This is a genomic window from Pseudoalteromonas sp. NZS100, from assembly GCF_015864815.1.
In the GTDB taxonomy this organism is placed as follows: Bacteria; Pseudomonadota; Gammaproteobacteria; order Enterobacterales; family Alteromonadaceae; genus Pseudoalteromonas; species Pseudoalteromonas distincta.
Map to the genome: position 1 here is coordinate 329,405 of NZ_JADYWM010000001.1, position 18,971 is coordinate 348,375.

The 18,971-nt window shown below is 40.5% G+C and carries 13 protein-coding genes and 1 pseudogene; all 14 read right to left on the bottom strand.

Annotated features, from left to right (window positions below):
* Nucleotides 1-53: 53 nt before the first annotated feature.
* Complete coding sequence (gene tldD / locus I6E69_RS01540) at nt 54-1,493, bottom strand: metalloprotease TldD (protein WP_197120445.1); 1,440 nt, start codon at nt 1,491-1,493, stop codon at nt 54-56.
* Nucleotides 1,490-2,329: pseudogene (locus I6E69_RS01545) on the bottom strand (carbon-nitrogen hydrolase family protein). Before I6E69_RS01545 ends, tldD begins: the two are co-directional and overlap by 4 nt.
* Nucleotides 2,326-6,183, bottom strand: a complete 3,858-nt coding sequence (locus I6E69_RS01550; protein WP_197120446.1) for a YhdP family protein — start codon at nt 6,181-6,183, stop codon at nt 2,326-2,328. The pseudogene I6E69_RS01545 and the gene I6E69_RS01550 overlap by 4 nt, the downstream one beginning before the upstream one ends.
* Complete coding sequence (gene rng, locus I6E69_RS01555) at nt 6,183-7,655, bottom strand: ribonuclease G (RefSeq protein ID WP_182196160.1); 1,473 nt, start codon at nt 7,653-7,655, stop codon at nt 6,183-6,185. Before rng ends, I6E69_RS01550 begins: the two co-directional genes overlap by 1 nt.
* Before the next feature lies 1 nt (nt 7,656).
* A complete protein-coding gene (locus tag I6E69_RS01560) occupies nt 7,657-8,226 on the bottom strand; it encodes a nucleoside triphosphate pyrophosphatase (RefSeq protein ID WP_182196157.1) in 570 nt (189 codons plus the stop codon).
* Nucleotides 8,226-8,705: a rod shape-determining protein MreD gene (gene mreD, locus I6E69_RS01565; protein ID WP_024598042.1), complete on the bottom strand. Its 480-nt coding sequence runs from the start codon at nt 8,703-8,705 to the stop codon at nt 8,226-8,228. Before mreD ends, I6E69_RS01560 begins: the two co-directional genes overlap by 1 nt.
* Nucleotides 8,698-9,540, bottom strand: a complete 843-nt coding sequence (gene mreC / locus I6E69_RS01570; RefSeq protein ID WP_173400216.1) for a rod shape-determining protein MreC — start codon at nt 9,538-9,540, stop codon at nt 8,698-8,700. The genes mreD and mreC overlap by 8 nt, the downstream gene beginning before the upstream one ends.
* Nucleotides 9,540-10,583, bottom strand: coding sequence for a rod shape-determining protein (locus I6E69_RS01575; RefSeq protein ID WP_002958401.1), 1,044 nt, complete (start codon nt 10,581-10,583; stop codon nt 9,540-9,542). Before I6E69_RS01575 ends, mreC begins: the two co-directional genes overlap by 1 nt.
* A gap of 133 nt (nt 10,584-10,716) precedes the next feature.
* Nucleotides 10,717-12,765 (bottom strand): formylglycine-generating enzyme family protein, encoded by a 2,049-nt coding sequence (locus I6E69_RS01580; RefSeq protein ID WP_182671030.1) that lies wholly within the window; start codon nt 12,763-12,765, stop codon nt 10,717-10,719.
* 121 nt (nt 12,766-12,886) lie between these two features.
* Nucleotides 12,887-16,627 carry an H-type lectin domain-containing protein gene (locus tag I6E69_RS01585; RefSeq protein WP_197120447.1) on the bottom strand — a complete coding sequence of 1,247 codons (3,741 nt, stop codon included), beginning with the start codon at nt 16,625-16,627 and terminating at the stop codon, nt 12,887-12,889.
* On the bottom strand, nt 16,624-17,115 hold the full coding sequence (locus tag I6E69_RS01590; RefSeq protein ID WP_193225761.1) for an agglutinin biogenesis protein MshP: 492 nt from the start codon (nt 17,113-17,115) through the stop codon (nt 16,624-16,626). The genes I6E69_RS01585 and I6E69_RS01590 overlap by 4 nt, the downstream gene beginning before the upstream one ends.
* The gene (locus tag I6E69_RS01595) at nt 17,105-17,947 is read right to left on the bottom strand and encodes a type II secretion system protein J (protein ID WP_197120448.1); all 843 of its coding nucleotides are present in this window, start codon (nt 17,945-17,947) and stop codon (nt 17,105-17,107) included. Before I6E69_RS01595 ends, I6E69_RS01590 begins: the two co-directional genes overlap by 11 nt.
* Entirely contained in the window at nt 17,947-18,486 is a 540-nt protein-coding gene (locus I6E69_RS01600; RefSeq protein WP_154904150.1) for a prepilin-type N-terminal cleavage/methylation domain-containing protein, read from the bottom strand. Before I6E69_RS01600 ends, I6E69_RS01595 begins: the two co-directional genes overlap by 1 nt.
* Nucleotides 18,473-18,964, bottom strand: coding sequence for a type II secretion system protein (locus I6E69_RS01605; protein ID WP_197120449.1), 492 nt, complete (start codon nt 18,962-18,964; stop codon nt 18,473-18,475). The genes I6E69_RS01600 and I6E69_RS01605 overlap by 14 nt, the downstream gene beginning before the upstream one ends.
* Nucleotides 18,965-18,971 lie beyond the last annotated feature (7 nt).

Here is an 18,971-nt window from a genome sequence, read left to right on the forward strand (position 1 = left end):
CCCCGCCTTCATTAAAACAAAAAGCGCGAATTTACTTCGCGCTTGAGTAATATTTAAGCTGTACCACCGACCGTTAACTGATCAATTTTAAGGCTTGGTTGGCCTACGCCTACCGGTACGCTTTGACCATCTTTACCACAAACACCAACACCTTTATCAAGTGCTAAGTCGTTACCAACCATAGATATTTGCTGCATTACTTCTGGGCCATTACCAATAAGCGTTGCGCCTTTAATTGGTTGGGTAATTTTACCATTTTCGATTAAATACGCTTCTGATGCGCTAAATACGAACTTACCTGACGTGATATCAACTTGTCCGCCGCCAAAATTAGGCGCAAATACCCCTTTTTTAACTGAGCTTATAATATCGGCTTGGCTGTGCTCACCACCTAACATGTAAGTATTAGTCATGCGAGGCATTGGTAAATGTGCATACGACTCACGTCGTGCGTTACCGGTAGGATTTACACCCATTAAACGCGCGTTTAGCTTATCTTGCATATAGCCTTTTAAAATACCGTTTTCGATGAGTACGTTGTAAGCGGCTGGTGTGCCTTCATCATCTACATTGAGTGATCCACGGCGATCGGCCATGGTGCCATCATCAACCACAGTACACAGCTCAGATGCTACTTTTTGGCCCACTTTACCACTAAACGCAGACGCGCCTTTACGATTAAAGTCGCCTTCAAGGCCATGCCCTACCGCTTCGTGTAAAAGCACGCCAGGCCAACCATTACCAAGTACAACTTCCATCGTGCCTGCAGGTGCATCAATAGCCTCAAGATTTACTTTAGCTTGGCGTACCGCTTCTTCTGCAAATTCCATCCAACGCGGTTTACCATCAACAAGCTCTTTAAAGTAACCATAATCTAAACGTGCACCACCGCCTGCGCCACCGCGTTCACGGCGACCATTTTTTTCAAGCAGTACTGAGCAGTTTAAACGAATAAGCGGGCGAATATCGGTGGCAAACGTACCATCACTTGCTGCGATTAATACTTCTTCGTATACCGCTGACATTGAACTAATTACTTGCTCTGCATCTGGTGCTAGTTCACGAATATAGTTTTCAAGTTCGCGTAATAAACTCACCTTGTCGGTATCGCTCATACTCGAGATTGGCTGATGCGCTGCAAACTGCTCTTTAGCTTTAACATCACTAAATACTTTAATCGCTCTATCTTCACCAGCATCTGCAATGCTACGAGCCGCTGTAGCCGCTTTATTAAGCGCTTCAAGATTTATTGCATCAGAGTAAGAAAAACCTGTTTTTTCGCCGCTTACAGCACGTACACCAACGCCGCGCTCGACGTTATAAGAGCCTTCTTTAACTAAGCCGTCTTCAAGCACCCATGATTCGTGGTGGCTAGATTGAAAATATAAATCGGCGTAATCCACTTTATGCTGATGTATATAAGCGAGCGTTTTTTCGAGCTCTTCTCTATTTAGCTGGCTGTCGTGTAGTAAATGCTGTTCAACCGAATTCATAATAAATGCTCTCTAAATCGTTGATGAGACTGCACGGGCATATCTCGTCTAATTTTTTGTAACTGGTCTAAGTCTGCGCTGCAGCTTATAAAACCGGTGCCTGTTGGCAGTTCACTCAGGATATTTCCCCAAGGTGAAATAATAATACTGTGGCCATATGTTTGTCGGCCATTTTCATGTGTACCGTGTTGAGCCGCTGCAACCACATAACATTGTGTTTCTATTGCGCGCGCTGTTAATAACGGCTGCCAGTGTGCTTGCCCTGTAGGGACTGTAAATGCACTGGGTACTAAAATAATATCGGCGCCTTGGCGTACTAGTTCGTTAAATAAGCCACTAAAGCGCAGATCATAACATACTGTTAAGCCTATTTTACCAAAGGGAGAATCAACAACAACCACATCGCTACCTGCTTGGGTAAAATCTGACTCTCGATAGCTACCTGTTTGATCATCCACGTTTGCATCAAATAAATGTATTTTGTTATACGTTGCAACCAGCTCGCCCTAATTATTATATAAGTGCGATGCTGCATAATATTTATGTTCGTTAAATGGCTCAGGCATTGTTCCTGCATTTAACCAAATATTATGGTGTTGGCACAATTCACTAAGTTGTAGTTTGTATCGCTCAACTTGCTTAGCAACACGTAACGTATCGTTACCACTTTTACTAAACACTAAAAAAGCCTCAGGCAAACAAACAAGTAATGGCCTTGTTGTTGGGAGGGTTTTAAGTACGCGCTTTAAGCTTGCTAAGTTGTCATCAGGGCTTAGCCCTGAACACATTTGTAGGGCAACTATTGTGGGTGTGCTTATGTTTGCTGTTTTGTTCATTGCATTACTGTTACTTGAGCATCTTTAAGTTTTAAATCGACTGATGCTTGTGGCTGATTTTGCGCAGCTTGCGGTAGTGTAACTTCACGACTTTTTCTGTCGAGTTCTTGAACTATAGGATCGTTCATTTTACCCGTTACTTTAAAATTTATCTCTGAGATAACGCGTGCAGAGTGAATAACTTTATCAATTGCTAAGGCAGCAAGCCCTGTTACTGGATTTACCATCCATGCAACTATAACCGGAATGCTCGAGGTTACTTGTGGCGCTACAGCAAGGTCATAGTCTATATCTAGCGTATTTAAATTTGCGTAGCCTTTAATAGTTAAATCGGCGGGCACACCGTCCATTTTGGTATCTTTAGTGTAAGCGATACCTTCTTCTAGCTGCATAGAGCCTTGCATGCTGTTATAAAAAAAGCCCTTTGAAAAGACATCTCTAAAATCAAGTTTTAGCTTACGTACTAATGAATCAAGACTCAGTAACGAAAATACGCGTGCACCACCATCGCTTATTTCAGTTAAATGACCTTCGCCTAAATCCCAAATAACCTCACCACTTAACGTTTTCACATCAAAATCATAAGGAGCAGCTTGCCAAGTAAGATCATAATTTAAATCGGCTTTTGAGTCCTTAATTGCAGAGGTAATATCAAACTCACCAAACAATGCGCCTATGTCATCACTTTTAAGCTCGCCACTTAGCGTTGTTAAGCCATTTTGCCACTGCCCTTTAGTGCGTAGCACATGATCGCCTTTATCGACCACAAGCTCTGATATTGATAAGCGCTCGCCATCACCCAATAATGACGCACTCACTTTATCAAGTTGGTAGCGGTCAATTTTGCAGTCACTGCATTCAAACTCAATGGCAGGTATTTTAGTAAGCCAGCTCAAGTCTTCCTCGGGAAGTACATCTGTTATTTCAAGTGCTTGCTCATTGTCCGGTGCAAAATTAAGCCTTAAGTAATCAGCATTAATTCGTATGGGCTGGCTAGGCTGTGACGTAGGAATAAACACCCCAGCTCTGAGCTCTTTAGCATTTAGCTTTAGGTATAGATTATTGTTTGATGGCGCTAAACGCATTTCAAAATCATTAAATATGATGTTACTCGCATCAAGCATACCTATATTTGCGACCACCTCATTAAGCGGTGGCATAATACCTTTTGATTCTTTACCTGGGTTTGCTTTACCCACTTTAATTATTTGATCAATCAGATCAAACCAAGGCACTAATTCACTCTTTTCAAGATTTATATTTACGCTTAAATCTTTTTGGTTTAATCCTAAATCTTGTTTTCCGAGCACAAAATGGACATTGCTAAACTGTGATTTGCCATTTTCTAAAATAGCATTAAAGTAAAACTGTTGATTAGCGTTTGCTGTAATGAGATTAGAAATGTCATCACCTTGTACAACTGCATCAAGCGCCCACACTTGTTCGCTATTTTTACTATAAGGTGCGGGTAAGTTGCTCGTTAAGCCAAGTAGTTCTGAGTTTACCTGTGCACGGTAATTAAAGCCTTGCTCGGTAAAATTAAGTACTAAGCCAATATCAACATCACTTTGCCCGCTTAAATAATTTTTTAATATACCTTGTCCACTATCTATTAGTGTATCGGCGTCAATTTTGGCGTTTATATCTATATTTGCTTGGTAATTTTTTGCATCACTTTTACTGCTGTAATTAATAGTTAGCGGCATACCCAGCCACTGCGCAGTCGCATTTTCAAGTGTGATATTGTCGTTTTTAAAATTAAGCTCGCCAGTTAAGTTTTTAAGCTCAATTCCTGGCGTTGCTATAAATACTGGCAAGTCATTTAAATTAACCTTGCCGCTAACACTGGCTCCGCCTTTAAATTTTGAGCCTACTAAAAGCTCAATACTGGCATCGGCTTCCCCTTTGCCCTGCACAACTTTAAAAATTTCAGCGAGAGGTTTGGCAATAGGTGTCGCTGCGAAAAAGTCATGTAACTTTTTCATTTGTGCTTTTTTATCAATTTGCACAATAAGTTCATCTGCATTCATTAAATCTGCAATGCTTACCTGTACACTATTACCAATATCTAAATTAACCAACTTACCTTGCTGGCTATATATATCCATACGCTCATTAGCAAAATGTAGCTGTACATTGGCATTAGTGACCAAAGGCCAATCAGGATCAAACTCATAGGTTGCGTTGTCTATTTGCGCTAATACATTAAACTGACCGCTGCCATCGGTGAATGGAAAACCAGATAAAGGTCCTGCAAATAAGACTTGTGCTTTAGACACTTCTCCGCCTTTAATTGCGCCATTTAAATAGCTAACGAGCTCAGGGCTCATAGCTTTTAATGGGAAGTAATGACCTGCAATTTTGGCATCTGGGGCGAACGCTTCAGCGTAAAGATCTAATCGAGGATCATCTGTTAGACTAATTTGTAATTCTGCAGCAAGAGTAACTTCATTATTATCAAACCATATATTGTCACTACTTATATGCCAGCCATCATCTCGCTTAGCTAAATCTAGCTCTACATTTAGCTGATTATAATTTATGTCGTTACTAAAGCTTTCGCCTGTGATCAATGTACCATTTTCACCAAATAAATTTATTCGACCACTACTTTGATTAAGTAAACCACTTACTCTAAGTTCTTGTGCTGCAGGTACAGACCTTAATTCTTGCCAACCAATATTGTCAGCCTCAAACCATAATTGCCATTGCTGTGCATTAGAAAAATTTAAATAAGCTTGATCTATTTGCCCACTAGGTTGGCGCTCTAAAAATGGTTCAAGTGCATTAAAATTACTTAGCCCTGCTAGGTTACTCAGTAATTCAAAATCAACTTGATGGAGCCACACTTTATTTTGCGACCCTAGTTGAGCTTCAAACTCTAAACTTGGCCATGCTTTATCGTTACTATTAAATGTTAAACCGGTGCTTTTTAAGTGCCAGCTATTTTGTTCTGGATATAGATGGAATCCACCTTCACTCAAACTAACTTGGTGGCTTTGCTCTTCTCGATGCCAGCGTACAAAGCTTGGTAACCACTGCATTTTCACATCGCTTACAAAACCTTTATCTAGTTTTAGCCATGCTTGTAAATTAATATCGCTATGTAGTTGTTGTTTTTGCGTATTTATATATTGCGCTAACCAGTTAGATACATCGACCTTATTAGCCTGCACATAGATGTCGCCCGCAACCTGCTCTAGAGTATCTCCGGTAAGTGCTATGCGCGCGTCAAAGTCTCCGACCGAAATACCCGGCAGTGCTAAGCTTCCACTACCAAGATGCTGCTCATCTTCATTTTGCCAAACAATGTTTTGAAGAAGTAATTTACGTTCTTTACCGTCTTCTAAAATAAAGTTAATACTGGAATTTTCTATTGCAAAATGACCCGTTTTACCCAAAAACAGTTCTTCAATTAGCTCTTTTTGCTCAAAAGAAACTTCGTCGTTATCACCGGTTTTAAATAAGTTGGTGATATTTACACTGGTATGAAAACCATTAATAACAAAATAATTAGATCTAAGTTGCAGTGCTTTTAAGCTTTCCCATAGGTTTAGCTCTAAGCTGGTTTTAGCAATGGTGAGTGATATTGGCGCGGTTTCGTTATCTTTAAACGATAAATTTTCTAGCACTAATGCAGGACCACTGCCCTGCCAACTAGCTGATATTTCGCCAATAGATAAGCTTATTTCAAACTTTTCGTGTAAATAGCTTTCTATGTCACCTTTGTACTCGTTTGCATACGGGAGGGTATATTTTAAAATTGAAACAATAACGGCCAGTAATACCAAAATTATGGCGCAGGTCTGCCATAACTTTCTAAAACAAAAAAAACAGACCGCTTTTGCTTTCATTACATCATTACCACATCAAACTGTTCTTGGCTGTATAAGCTCTCGGTTTGAATATTGACTTGCTTACCAATAAATAGTTCAAGCTCAGCAAGGTTATGATACTCATCGTTTAGTAGGGCCTCACTTACAGCCGGCGCTGCATACACCATAAACTTGTCTGCTGCGTATGCTCGGTTAACACGCACTATTTCACGTAGTATTTCGTAGCAAACCGTTTCAACTGTTTTTTGTGAACCACGACCGGAGCATGCAGGGCATACATCACATAAAATATGCTCTAAGCTTTCGCGTGTACGTTTACGCGTCATTTCAACAAGGCCAAGCGCTGAAAGCCCATTAATATTCGTTTTAGTGCGATCTTTTGCAAGGGCTGCTTCAAGTGAATGAAGCACCCGTCGCTTATGATCTTCACTTACCATATCGATAAAGTCGATAATGATAATACCGCCTAAGTTACGCAGCCTGAGCTGGCGGGCAATTGCAGAGGTTGCTTCTACGTTGGTATTAAAAATGGTTTCTTCTAAATTACGATGCCCTACAAATGCGCCAGTATTAACATCAACAGTCGTCATTGCTTCTGTTTGGTCAATAATTATATAACCACCCGATTTTAGCGTAACTTTACGGTGTAGTGCTTTTTGAATTTCGTTTTCAACGTCAAACAAGTCAAATATAGGCCGCTCGCCTGGGTAGTATTCAAGCACTTGAGAAAGCTGTGGAACAAACTCTTCAGTAAATAACTTTAGCTCTTCATGAGTAAGTTTAGAGTCAACGCGAATGCGCTCCATATCTTCGCCTACGTAGTCACGTAGGGTTCTAAAGGCAAGCGTTAAGTCTTCATGTAGAATACTGGCTTTACTGGTTTTTTTGCGACGAGCTGTAATTTTTTCCCATAGTTTTCTTAAAAAACCGGCATCGTGTCGTAATTCTGCTTCGCTAGCGCCTTCGGCTGCTGTGCGAACAATAAAACTGCCATTTTCATCGCCATATTCTGCGACTATTTTTTTAAGGCGCGAGCGCTCTTCTTCAGTTTCAATACGCTGACTAACCCCTACGTGGGTCGCATCTGGCATAAACACTAAATAACGAGAAGGAATAGTAATATCAGTGGTAAGTCTTGCGCCTTTAGTGCCTAGCGGATCTTTTACCACTTGCACCATAATGTACTGGCCTTGACGAACTAACTCTCTAATATCTTGTACTTTTTTTATTGGTACGTCGTCTACGCCTTCAACAATAGAGGCACTATTTACAATATCGGATGCATGCAAAAATGCAGCTTTTTCAAGGCCGATATCAACAAAAGCAGCCTGCATACCCGGAAGTACACGGCTTATTTTTCCTAAGTAAATATTGCCTACAATACCTAGATTACCGATTCGCTCTAGCTGTATTTCTTGCAGTACACCGTTTTCTATTAGGGCAACACGGCTTTCGCTCGGTGTGACATTGATCAGTAATTCTGTACTCATGTTACCTTCTTAAGAATGTTTTTAATAATTGTTCGGTTTCATATAAAGGTAAGCCTACAACAGAAAAATAGCTACCCGCAATGTGAGTTACAAAGCGGCCGCCTAAACCTTGGATACCGTAGCCACCGGCTTTATCTTGTGGCTCACCTGACTCCCAATAAGCATTAATTTCTTCATCTGTTAAGGTTTTAAAAGTAACATCTGTGCTTACAACACAGCTAAGCACATCATTTTGCGTCGCAAATGCAACTGCGGTAAGAACTTGATGCGTGTTACCTGACAGGCGTTTTAATGTGTTTGTAAAATCGTTTTTATCACGAGGTTTACCCAGTGATTCGTTGTCGATAACAACCACGGTATCACTACCAAGCACAGGACGATCAGTATATCCAAGCTCAACACCGCTTTGTGCTTTTAAGCGCGCTAAACGCTCAACAAGAGCTCTAGGTTGCTCGTTTGGAAGTGGGCTTTCATCTGCATCAACACTAAACTGTGTAAATTCGACACCTAATTGGCTTAATAACTCTTTACGGCGGGGAGAGGCTGATGCCAAATATATTGAGGTAGTCATTACCTGATCCTAAAATGTCTGCGATATTTACGAAGCAGTAAAAAAACCCAAAACCAGCTAACCATTCCGGTTGCTACTGGCCATAAATACTGTGGATTAAAGTAAACATCTAACAAAAAATGATTTAGCCAAAATTGCATTAAATGGTACAGCGTTAAAAATAAACCAACTAATAAGCTTTGTTGCCAAAGCGAAAAGTTACGAATTTTTTGAAAGTTACTTGCGGTTATAAATATACATACTGAGAATGTAAGCGAGTTCACACCTAGTGGTGAGCCAGATGCTAAATCTATTAATAAACCAACAACCCATGCAGTACCAATATTTAAACGATGCGGTACTGCCAATGACCAATACATAAGTACAAGTAAAACCCAATCAGGCCTAAATGGTTCAAATGAAAATGGCAGTGGCATTAGTGCCATTATTAACGCAAAAAAGATGCTTAGCGCAATTAACAATGAATAACGGTTAATCATCGCTGATTTGCTCCTGTTGATTACGCCATAAAATAACCAGCAAACGAATGCGATCTAACTGTGCAATAGGTTCTGCAAAAACTTGTGCAAATGGGCGGCCTTCATCACGATTTATTTCAGTTACTACTGCCACAGGGTATCCTTCAGGAAATGTGCCACCTAAACCTGATGTAACAAGTACATCGCCAATTCGCACATCTAAACTGTGTGGAACGTGCGAGAGCTTAACGACGTTAATTTTACCTATGCCTTCAACAACCGTTCGTACATCGTTACGAAGTATACGCACAGGTGTAGCATGTGTGGTGTCGGTCATTAGTAGCACGCGTGAAGTTGTTGAACCAACCTTTGTGAGCTGCCCTACTACACCCATTTCATCAATTACAGCTTGGCCTTCACTAAGCCCGTCAGTAGTACCACGGTTAATAACAACCTGATGACTATACGGGTTTGAATGTACAGAAAGTACTTGAGCAATAATTTTACGATTTGATTGCTTCGCAGATGAGCCCAATAAGGCGCGCAGTTTTTGATTTTCTCTGGCTAGAAATTGATACTGCTGAAGTTGCTCGCTTTGTAGCATTTGCTTTTTTTTCAGCGCTTCGTTTTCAGTAAGAAGCTGATCCCGCGTATGCAGGCTTTTAGCACTTAAGCTAAATAATTCGTAGGGTAAATTAGCAACATAGATTAGTGGGCTAACTAGAGTATTAAGGCTGGTACGAACAACGGTACCACCTTGCGTATATCTGTCTCCAACTATGAGTACGATACTCAAAAGCACTGCGACAAAAAGTCGCAGTTGCAAAGAGACTGTGCGTCCAAACATTAATTTCATTAGTCGTAACTAAAAACGTCACCACCATGAACATCGATCATTTCTAATGCTTTACCACCACCACGCGCAACACACGTAAGTGGATCATCAGCGACAACAACCGGAATACCCGTTTCTTCCATTAATAAACGGTCTAAATCTTTTAACAATGCACCACCGCCAGTAAGTACCATGCCGTGCGCAGAGATATCTGATGCCAGCTCAGGTGGTGATTGCTCAAGTGCAACCATTACTGCACTCACAATACCCATTAACGGCTCTTGTAGAGCTTCTAGGATTTCGTGTGAGTTAAGCGTGAATGAACGCGGAACACCTTCGGCAAGGTTACGACCGCGCACTTCAATTTCGATTGGCTCATCAGTTTTGAACGCAGAGCCAATTTGATGCTTAATATTTTCAGCTGTCGCTTCACCAATTAAGCTACCAAAGTTACGACGTACATAATTAATAATAGCTTCGTCAAACTTATCGCCACCAATACGAACAGATGATGAGTAAACAACACCGTTAAGTGAAATAATAGCCACTTCAGTTGTACCACCACCAATATCAACAACCATAGAACCTGTTGCTTCTGATACTGGTAAACCTGCGCCAATAGCTGCTGCCATTGGTTCTTCGATTAAGTAAACTTCACGAGCACCAGCACCCATTGCAGATTCACGTATTGCACGTTTTTCTACTTGAGTAGCACCACACGGCACACAAATTAGTACACGCGGACTTGGGCGCATAAAGTTATTGTTATGCACTTGCTTAATGAAGTGTTGTAACATTTTTTCAGTTACATAAAAATCAGCAATTACACCGTCTTTCATTGGACGGATTGCTTTAATATTTCCCGGTGTACGACCTAGCATTTGTTTTGCTTCTGTACCTACAGATGCAACACTTTTAGGTCCACCAGCGCGTTCTTGGCGAATAGCAACAACAGAAGGTTCGTTTAATACAATACCTTCTTCTTTTACATAAATTAGGGTATTGGCTGTACCCAAGTCGATCGATAGATCGTTAGAAAAAATACCACGGAGTTTTTTAAACATGAGGCTGGATGACCTTTGAAATACGTTCTTATATTAGCTGCCTCACTTTAACATGCTCAACTATATGAGCAATATAAAGCGCAGCGCCTTTGTGAATTTGTGAAAAAAGGAAGCAAAGCTTCCTTAATTGAGTTTATCGTTCGCGAACTAAGCGAAAACCAATGTAGTTAGATCTAAAATCAGGCGCTAAAATTAAACGCGTAGATGCACGAGCAAGGCTTGGTGCAAAATTCCACGCTCCGCCTCTTACTGCTACATCAGACTCACCTGATTCTTTATCGGTCCATTCCCATACATTGCCTACGGTATCGTATAATCCAAATGCATTTGGAGAAAAAGAACCTACTGGTGATGCACGTCTATTTGACCATTCACTACCACACCAACCACAGTTAGCTAGGTTTTTACCAATTTCGTTACCCCAAGGGTATTCTGTTTCGGTTCCTGCACGTGCTGCGTATTCCCACTCAACTTCGTTAGGTAAACGAAATTGCTGTCCTGTTTGACCCGATAACCACTCAGCGTAAGCTTTTGCATCGTTATAAGTTAAACATACAGCAGGAAAGTCACTGCCTTGCTCAAAACCAGGATTACGCCAATTTAAATTTGCTTCCCATACTGGTTCGCCATTTAAATAATACGCACACCCTTTATTTTTTTCCGCTTGAGTTTTATAACCTGTATTTGCTACAAATTTTTCGTAGGCACCTACGGTTACTTCTTTACTTTGCATAGCGAAAGAATTTGCTATTACTTTTTCAATTACTGGACGTTCATTAGCTAAACCATTGCCATTGATATCGCCCATTTTAAATTTGCCTGCAGGAATAACGACAACCGGCGTTTCAACGTTTGCATTTAATACATTAACGTTTTCACTAACCTGGCGTGTTGTTACTTCTGGTTGCTCTCGAGTATAGGTCGGTGCAGCAATCGACTTAGGCTTTTTTACCAAATTTGCATTAATTGTTTGTGCTTTATTCAAATCAACACGAACTTGATAAGGCTTATAGCCAAGTTTACGTATTTCAATGTTGTGAATACCCGGCGGTAAACGTGTGATCAAGCGTGTTGAGCCAAAGCTTACACCATCGATAAACACTTCATCGTCGTATACGTTTGATCGTAATGTCAGCTCTATTGATTGATCCTTCTTCTTATTAAGGATAGAAGGGTAATCTTTTTTCGCCGATGCAGGTTTAACTGAATAATCACGTACTGGCTGCTTTTCTAAACGAGAAACCGACACCGTGTTACTATTATCCGCGCTATTACTGAATGTTAACTGACTATCAGTAAATGTATTGTTATACGCTGGTTGATAAGCAGCAGTAAGTGGCGTGCCGTACTCAGAACAATAGCGGTTATCAATGCTTAATAAGCTACATAAACGGCTACTGTTTACTTCGCCGCGCATGGTTACGCTTAAGTTAACGTTGTAGTTACCTTGGCCGCTAAATGCACTGTTAACTACATGGCTACTTAATATTTGTACTTGAGCGCCCGCCAAATTACGTTTTGGCTCAACAATGCGCTCTTCTGTTAAGTTTGCAAATATTTGATCTACAAAGCGTTTAGTTGCTTTTTGTAGCCCCATTTGCTGACCGCGTTGCTCACACGCCGCTAGCGTTTCTGTTCGCTTACAGTTAATCGTATGGTTAACTTCAAGCGTGCCTTCACGTGTAAACTCGTTACGTAAACGCTCTACTCTGGCTGTAGTTAACTGCTCTTTTAAACTTTCTAAAGTATTTAAAAGCGTATGCTTAGCAACACGAATTTGCTCTATATCTTTACGGTGGGATGCAATTGCCGCCAACTGCATAGAAATATCATCTTTGTTTTGCTTATGATCAATCACCGCTTTTTGATAGCGTGATTGAGCCGCACTAATATTAATAGTGGGATCGTCAATTAAACGACGGTACATTTCGTTCATCGCATCGAGCGCTTGGTTTTTTTCTTTATCTAGCTCTGTAGAACGAGAACGAAGTAGCTCTAGTTGATTTTGTAACTGACTTTCTTCTTTAAGATGTTTTTCAAGTATTCTTGTCGAGTTATCGTATTCTGTCTGTTTAACACTAATCTCTGACTCAATTCCAGTTACTGTAGCTGTGTCTTGTGCAAATGCACTACTAGCTAACAAACTAGCTGAAATTAACAGAGATAAAGGAGTAATTCGCATATATTCCAGTCCCAAAAAGCGGCAATTATTTGGTCGTTATTATTTTTTATAATTAAAGCCTTATGCTATGTACTTGCAGCACAAAACACAAGCTTTGTTCAATTATTATCTTAGTTTACAACTATTCGCGTGTTTCACGCCAGTAAATAACCCGATCATTTCCTCGAAAGCGTCCAAATTGTAAAATAGTACGAGGATCAAGCTGTGTTTCATCCCCCTGCCAATCCCACTTTAACCAATCATAAGTATTATATTCTAAGGTAAATTCACCCAAACCATTTGGCTGTGCATAAATACCATTGTTTGCCGGATACACTCCCGCCTCTAACTGGCCAGATACACCCGTTCCATATTCATAGGCTAACTGCGGGCTGTTAGGTGATATTTGAGTGATTTGGGTATGATCAAATACACTACAGTTATCTTCTGCGTTATTTACAAATCCACTGCCGTTGTAATACTGAGCCTGCATAGGAATAAGTAAAGGGTCGAGATCGGAGCCTGCGTTATTACCAAGGACTAAGCGTCCAAATTTAAACTCTATTGGTAATGTATTTAGTCTTACGCTATTACAGCCACCCGAGCATGCTGCTTGTGTATTAGGTTTATCATTTGCATCAATGAGCGTTGCTCCTTCTATGTTAGAAAGCGTTGCCATTAAACTCACCATAGCAAACGGTCCATCTGCTTGCCCTACACCTAATCTTTCGAGTGTCGTGTTAAGTTGGCTCATTTGCCACTGGCCGTCGCTTATATCTCCCCAGTTATTATTTCCTAGGTTTACTAATCTGCTAGCAAAATTAGTTGCGGGTACATAGTTAGCTACTTCATTATTTTCGGCATTAATGGCTACACTGGACTTATCAAAGCCCTCTTTATAATTAGCCATTAGCTCACCATTTTGATTTAGCGCTTGTACTGTAAAGCCAAGTTCAAAAGGTTGATCAAGGTAAGTTAAATTACTGCCGTATTGCGTGCATTGTGCGGCAGCTTGAACCCCCACTACCTGAAACTGCGAAGGTGCAAAACGACCAATATTATATAATTCACCTTTTACATCTCCCTCGCCAAAGTAATCTGCATCTTGCAGACCTGCTGTTAAATCAATGATGCCAACTTGGTCGTAATTATACTGCGATATAGATTCACTCAAACTGCCTGTGTCACTAAAGGCAACAGTGCTCATCGCTTCAAGCGTACCTTGAACGCCTGGCGTAGGCGCTTTAAGTAATGCCTCTACAAGTGGTTGCTCTGTAATAAAGTGCTTGGCAATGGTGTTATTTGTTATATTGCTGTAGTTATCTGGGTAACCATCGTTGTTAGTGTCTTGCCCTGTTTGCCATTGCACCGCATTCATCTTTAAATCAAATGCTTCGCCAGTTAATCTAAATAAACTCCCATTGGCATCTGCTGCATAGCCATCACTTGCAACTTCCATCGCTAATCCAAATGGCTTTACAACATACTCATTTGAACTCCCTGTTAGATTTACTGATAAATTAGTTAGTGGGTCTAAAATTAAGTTGGTTTTTACATTTAAGCTCAACCTTCCTGCATCGGGATAATTTATAACAATCGGGGCTTTAGACTCACTATCAAAGTTAAGTATGAATGATTTAGAGGCTTGCTCTACCGCAAAGGTATTATTGTTATTACTAAGTGAAACCGTATCAGAGCAACTTGCACCCGCGCTGCATGTATACGATAAATCTAAGCTTACATCGCCACCAGCAGGAAATGCAGCTTCGCATACGCCCGTAGTGGTATTAGTTTTTACCGCTTGAATAGATAGCGCTTTTGCATTAAATCCAGTATTTGAAGGCTTTGCTGATAACTGAGTTAGAATGGTAGTATTTCCATCTGTATCATTATTAAAAATAAATCCAGCATCAGAAAACGTAACTTTACAGCCACTTAATCCAACATTATTACCTGCAATATAACAACGCAGAGGGGCAGAAGGCTCTGCAGTGTTATATCCAAATGTAACACTGCCTGTGGTGCGTTTAGCAAATTCGACAACCGCGGATCCTGTAAAATTAATATTCTCCCCCGTAACCCAACTTTGCTGACCACTATTATCTGGAGAAAGGTTTAAACTTGACGGCTCAGCAAATAATAAATCGCAGGCATCATTAGCGCAGGCTGTGAGTGTCATCTCTTTAGCTTCACACGTTAGAGCATTGTTATCGCTTATTGTTAAACGATAATGATCTAGGGTTTCTGGTGTATAAATACCACAAAAACCAGGGATACTCTCTGGTACTGGTAGAGCGTCAAACGTTGAGCTCCCTTCGGTAATAATTTGAGTAGCCGATGTAATTGACCCCTGATACGTTACATTTTGAGCGATTCTTACCTCACCAGTGGCAACAATATAGCCCGCAATATTTGCATCGGCTGCAATAGCAACCGCACCATCCACATAAATAGCCAAGTACGCGCCAGTTTCGACCACTATATTTGTTTTACCTATATTCAAAAATGAAGTTGATAGAAGTGAGGTTGTGTCTTTTAAAAAAATACGTGTAGGCGCTGTTACTCTGTACTGTGTTTCCAGCATACTTAACTGCAACTCATCGTAATAATAGTCGCCAGCTAAAGAAGTAGGTACGGGTCCTGTTGAGCTACCATCATTTGTAACCGTTGGCACCTGCGCCGCTTGATTCGGTTCTAAAGAATTATAACCACCAGCAACACACGCCTGACCATTACACAAAGGAGGGCTTGTCAGCGCTGTAGAAATTAAACTTGTGGTGGTGACAAACTGCGCATTACCATCGGTTATTTCTACTCCCTGCACTAGCTGCACTTCACCATTGTTATAAGTAGAAATAGCGCCCGGGAATAACGTATCACAATCTAAAATATCACCATTAAATACAAAGGTACTGGTCATGGCGAGTATTGATGCTTCCTCGTTTACGTGACGGCGCTCGTTATCGCCATCACGATCTTCGTCAACAACAAGCCCTAACCTGTCGGTCCTTAGGTTACAGCTGCGTAGCCACCCGCCATCATCTTCTTGGCGTGAGTTTTTACTTGCTACAACTAACGGAGCCACACTAAAATTATTAGTAAAACTAAAGTAATTACAGCCATTGCTCCAGCCGTCAATTTCAAAGCCGGTAAAAAAGGTTTCCCACGATACCTCAACGCCATTATCGTCAGAAAATGTGCGATTACTTCCAGGCTCTACGGCCATATAGGCAACAGTTTCGGTTTTTATAAGCCCAAGTGCTGTTTCAGATGCTTCTAAAGCAATATTAACGCCGCTGGCAGATAGAGAATTACTTTCTACTGCAACTGTTAAAAATGGTATTAATGCTTGCGTTGGTGGATTGCTGTCTATGCTATTGAGTGTTTGTAATGAATGGAAAAAGTTTGGCCTTTGAGTAAACGGTTCAGCAAATGTTAAAGACTTATAGCCTTTAGGTGTTAGTGGAGCAAAACCAGATTTAGAGCCATACTGTAATTCGAGTAATAAGTCTGTACTACCCACTTCCATAATTGTCCCATCAGGAAATTGATGCACACCATACTCAACAGCTAAATAGTGCGCCCCCATACTAATATGCCCGCCGTCCTCCCCAGAGGGTTCAAGCGGCAGGGCCTCAAAGCTAGTTGTGGTTATATTACGTATTCTTATTATTGCAGGGTTTCCGCCCTGGTTTGTCGAGAGCATAAAAACAGCAGGAGGCGTTATATATTGCTGTTGAAAATTAACTTTTGTCCAAACAGGCGATGTATATGTATCTTGCAGTTCTATATAACGGCCTTCGATTTTTGGAGGCACTGCATTTGCGTAATTACAAAGTAACACGCAGCTAAAAAATATAGTGACCAATACATTTTTCATCATGGTAAGGTTTTAGCCTCCACACTGAGCGTTCTTTGTGTTTGCCAATAATCTTTTCTGCAGCTACTCCCTGCAGGGCAATCAATTGCGGCGCACGTTGCACTGCTTTGTAAGTAATATATATTCACAAGCCCGTTTGTTGTACTGCTATCTGGTAGGTCTATATATTCATTGCAACTTACCACTACTTTACAATTAGCTAAATATGCAGTTTGGAAGGTTAAATCAGTAGTAACTGATGTACAGCTTTTAACTGGGCTATTTATTGGAAATAGTTGCGTTAAGCCACTTTCTAATCCACTTTGCGCCGCCATAAAAGCGCGAGCGCCGTAATACTCAATGGTATTTTGTTGAGATGCACCAGAAAGCACTTTAACTAATGCTAATCCTAGTGCTAATAAAGCAACAATAATGACTAAAGAAACTATTATTAAGTTTCCTTTTTGCTTACTGGGTAAGGCTTTTCCGTGAGGATTTTTTTTAAGGTACATTAGGAATATGTACCTCATGGTTAAAGTTCATTACTTCAGTATCGTTAAATTGCATTTGCGCATTCACATTAAGCACAGCGTTTCTTTGTAGGGAGAGCGCATCAAGAGTAAAAAATGAATCGCTCGCTAAATTGTTAGCAATATAAATACCTAATAAATCACGTTTAACACCACTGCTTATTTGTAAGCTCACGGCATCTAATTGATTAACAGTAAAACCGTAATTGGTATATCTATATAAATACTGCCCTTCAACGCAAAAACTTACAGGTTGAGAGAGTAAATAAAGGCGCTTACTTGGCGACTCTTGGGCAAACGCTTTGCTAAATTGCCACTCATCAATTGCACTAGTGGTGGAGCTATTAAATACTGATATTTTTAAACGCTTATTATTATCCTCGTCGTATATATCAGCGCTGCTTAACGGGTAAATAGTTGCCCAATCTCCAGCTTGCGGCTGCGTTAAATTATTAAGTTCAAAATCAACAGCGCTAACATTAAAAGGCGCTACAGTTGGTAAGTAATTTGTATAGTGAGTGGCCGATAAAAACGGCGTAAACTCTAAGCACTGCTGAGCACCACATGCTCCGTTAGTACTGTTATCGCAAGAAAGTCTTAATGAATTTGCTGTAGCGTGGCGTAACTCTTTACTAAATCGCGTTATTAAGAAGCGGGCTTGGGCTACAGCTTCTTGACGTTCAACCCCTTGCGAATAAATACTGACTCCAGCACCAATAAACGAAAATGCACTTACGGCTAAAATACCAATAATAACCATGACAAGTAATAGCTCTATAAGGGTAAATGCATTTTGATATTTGGCTCTTTGCATTAGTAATTCCCCTTATAGGCACTAAATCCGTAAACTTCGCCTAAGGGTGATGTTACTTCTATAGTAATACGCTTAAAGGTTGTGCCATCGTTAATGGTCAATTCGTTAAAGTCGCTATCGTACTGGACTGTAATAACTAAGTTAAAGTCACTGTATTGGCTTAACACCTCACCTAGGCTATTAGTAATAGGCTGGTTAGACAGTGCAATATAGTCATCTACATCGTTATAACTGGTTCTGGTTTCTGAGTTATCTATTCCTAAGTCAGCAGGTGCGGTACAAGCCTCAGCACCTATAGATATTTCGCCACACCGCTTAAAAGGTGCGCTTCTGTCGCTGTGTTCATCAAATGATTTACTTTGAATTTCGTTCATTAGTGATTGACCAAATTCAGAGGCTCTTAAAGCCACAATCGGCTCTGCACTTTTTTTGGCTTGTGGGGCAATTAAAGCTGTAATAATACTCAATGCAATCGCAAACATGACGATGCCAATAATAAGCTCAATTAAAGTAAAGCCTTTTACTTTAAGGGCACGCATATATTAGCCCTTCTCCACTTATACATACGCCAGCTAACCCAACATCTATTCGACACTGCGAAGTACAGGTTTGATTTGATTTGCCTAAAGCATCAAAACTAATTTGGGTAAAAATGTTCGCGTTACTATCTAAAGCACTAAATGTTATATCACTTCTTTGTGTATCTATTTGCACCACTAAATGATCGGTGTTGTTTACATCAGCGCCACCGTTACATGTATCAGTTGCGGGGGGAGCAATAAGTGTGGAGGTTATATAAAGGGTATGGCAACTTGTTGTCGCTGTATTTTGCATTGCACGTAACTGCACTGTTCTCAGTGCATTTAAAGTACGGTCTCGATATGAGTATGCATCTTCTGTTGAGCTGCCCAGAAATTTGGGAACTGCCGTTACCGACAGTATTCCCAATATCACTAGAGTAATAATTAACTCAATGAGTGTGAAGCCACGCAATCGTTGCTTACTACTGCTTTTCATTTATATA

Excerpts from the sequence above, each read along its gene's own strand:
- tldD (WP_197120445.1), bottom strand. The coding sequence starts at position 1,493 with ATGAATTCGGTTGAACAGCATTTACTACACGACAGCCAGCTAAATAGA.
- I6E69_RS01550 (WP_197120446.1), bottom strand. The coding sequence starts at position 6,183 with ATGAAAGCAAAAGCGGTCTGTTTTTTTTGTTTTAGAAAGTTATGGCAG.
- rng (WP_182196160.1), bottom strand. The coding sequence starts at position 7,655 with ATGAGTACAGAATTACTGATCAATGTCACACCGAGCGAAAGCCGTGTT.
- I6E69_RS01560 (WP_182196157.1), bottom strand. The coding sequence starts at position 8,226 with ATGACTACCTCAATATATTTGGCATCAGCCTCTCCCCGCCGTAAAGAG.
- mreD (WP_024598042.1), bottom strand. The coding sequence starts at position 8,705 with ATGATTAACCGTTATTCATTGTTAATTGCGCTAAGCATCTTTTTTGCG.
- mreC (WP_173400216.1), bottom strand. The coding sequence starts at position 9,540 with ATGAAATTAATGTTTGGACGCACAGTCTCTTTGCAACTGCGACTTTTT.
- I6E69_RS01575 (WP_002958401.1), bottom strand. The coding sequence starts at position 10,583 with ATGTTTAAAAAACTCCGTGGTATTTTTTCTAACGATCTATCGATCGAC.
- I6E69_RS01580 (WP_182671030.1), bottom strand. The coding sequence starts at position 12,765 with ATGCGAATTACTCCTTTATCTCTGTTAATTTCAGCTAGTTTGTTAGCT.
- I6E69_RS01585 (WP_197120447.1), bottom strand. The coding sequence starts at position 16,627 with ATGATGAAAAATGTATTGGTCACTATATTTTTTAGCTGCGTGTTACTT.
- I6E69_RS01590 (WP_193225761.1), bottom strand. The coding sequence starts at position 17,115 with ATGTACCTTAAAAAAAATCCTCACGGAAAAGCCTTACCCAGTAAGCAA.
- I6E69_RS01595 (WP_197120448.1), bottom strand. The coding sequence starts at position 17,947 with ATGCAAAGAGCCAAATATCAAAATGCATTTACCCTTATAGAGCTATTA.
- I6E69_RS01600 (WP_154904150.1), bottom strand. The coding sequence starts at position 18,486 with ATGCGTGCCCTTAAAGTAAAAGGCTTTACTTTAATTGAGCTTATTATT.
- I6E69_RS01605 (WP_197120449.1), bottom strand. The coding sequence starts at position 18,964 with ATGAAAAGCAGTAGTAAGCAACGATTGCGTGGCTTCACACTCATTGAG.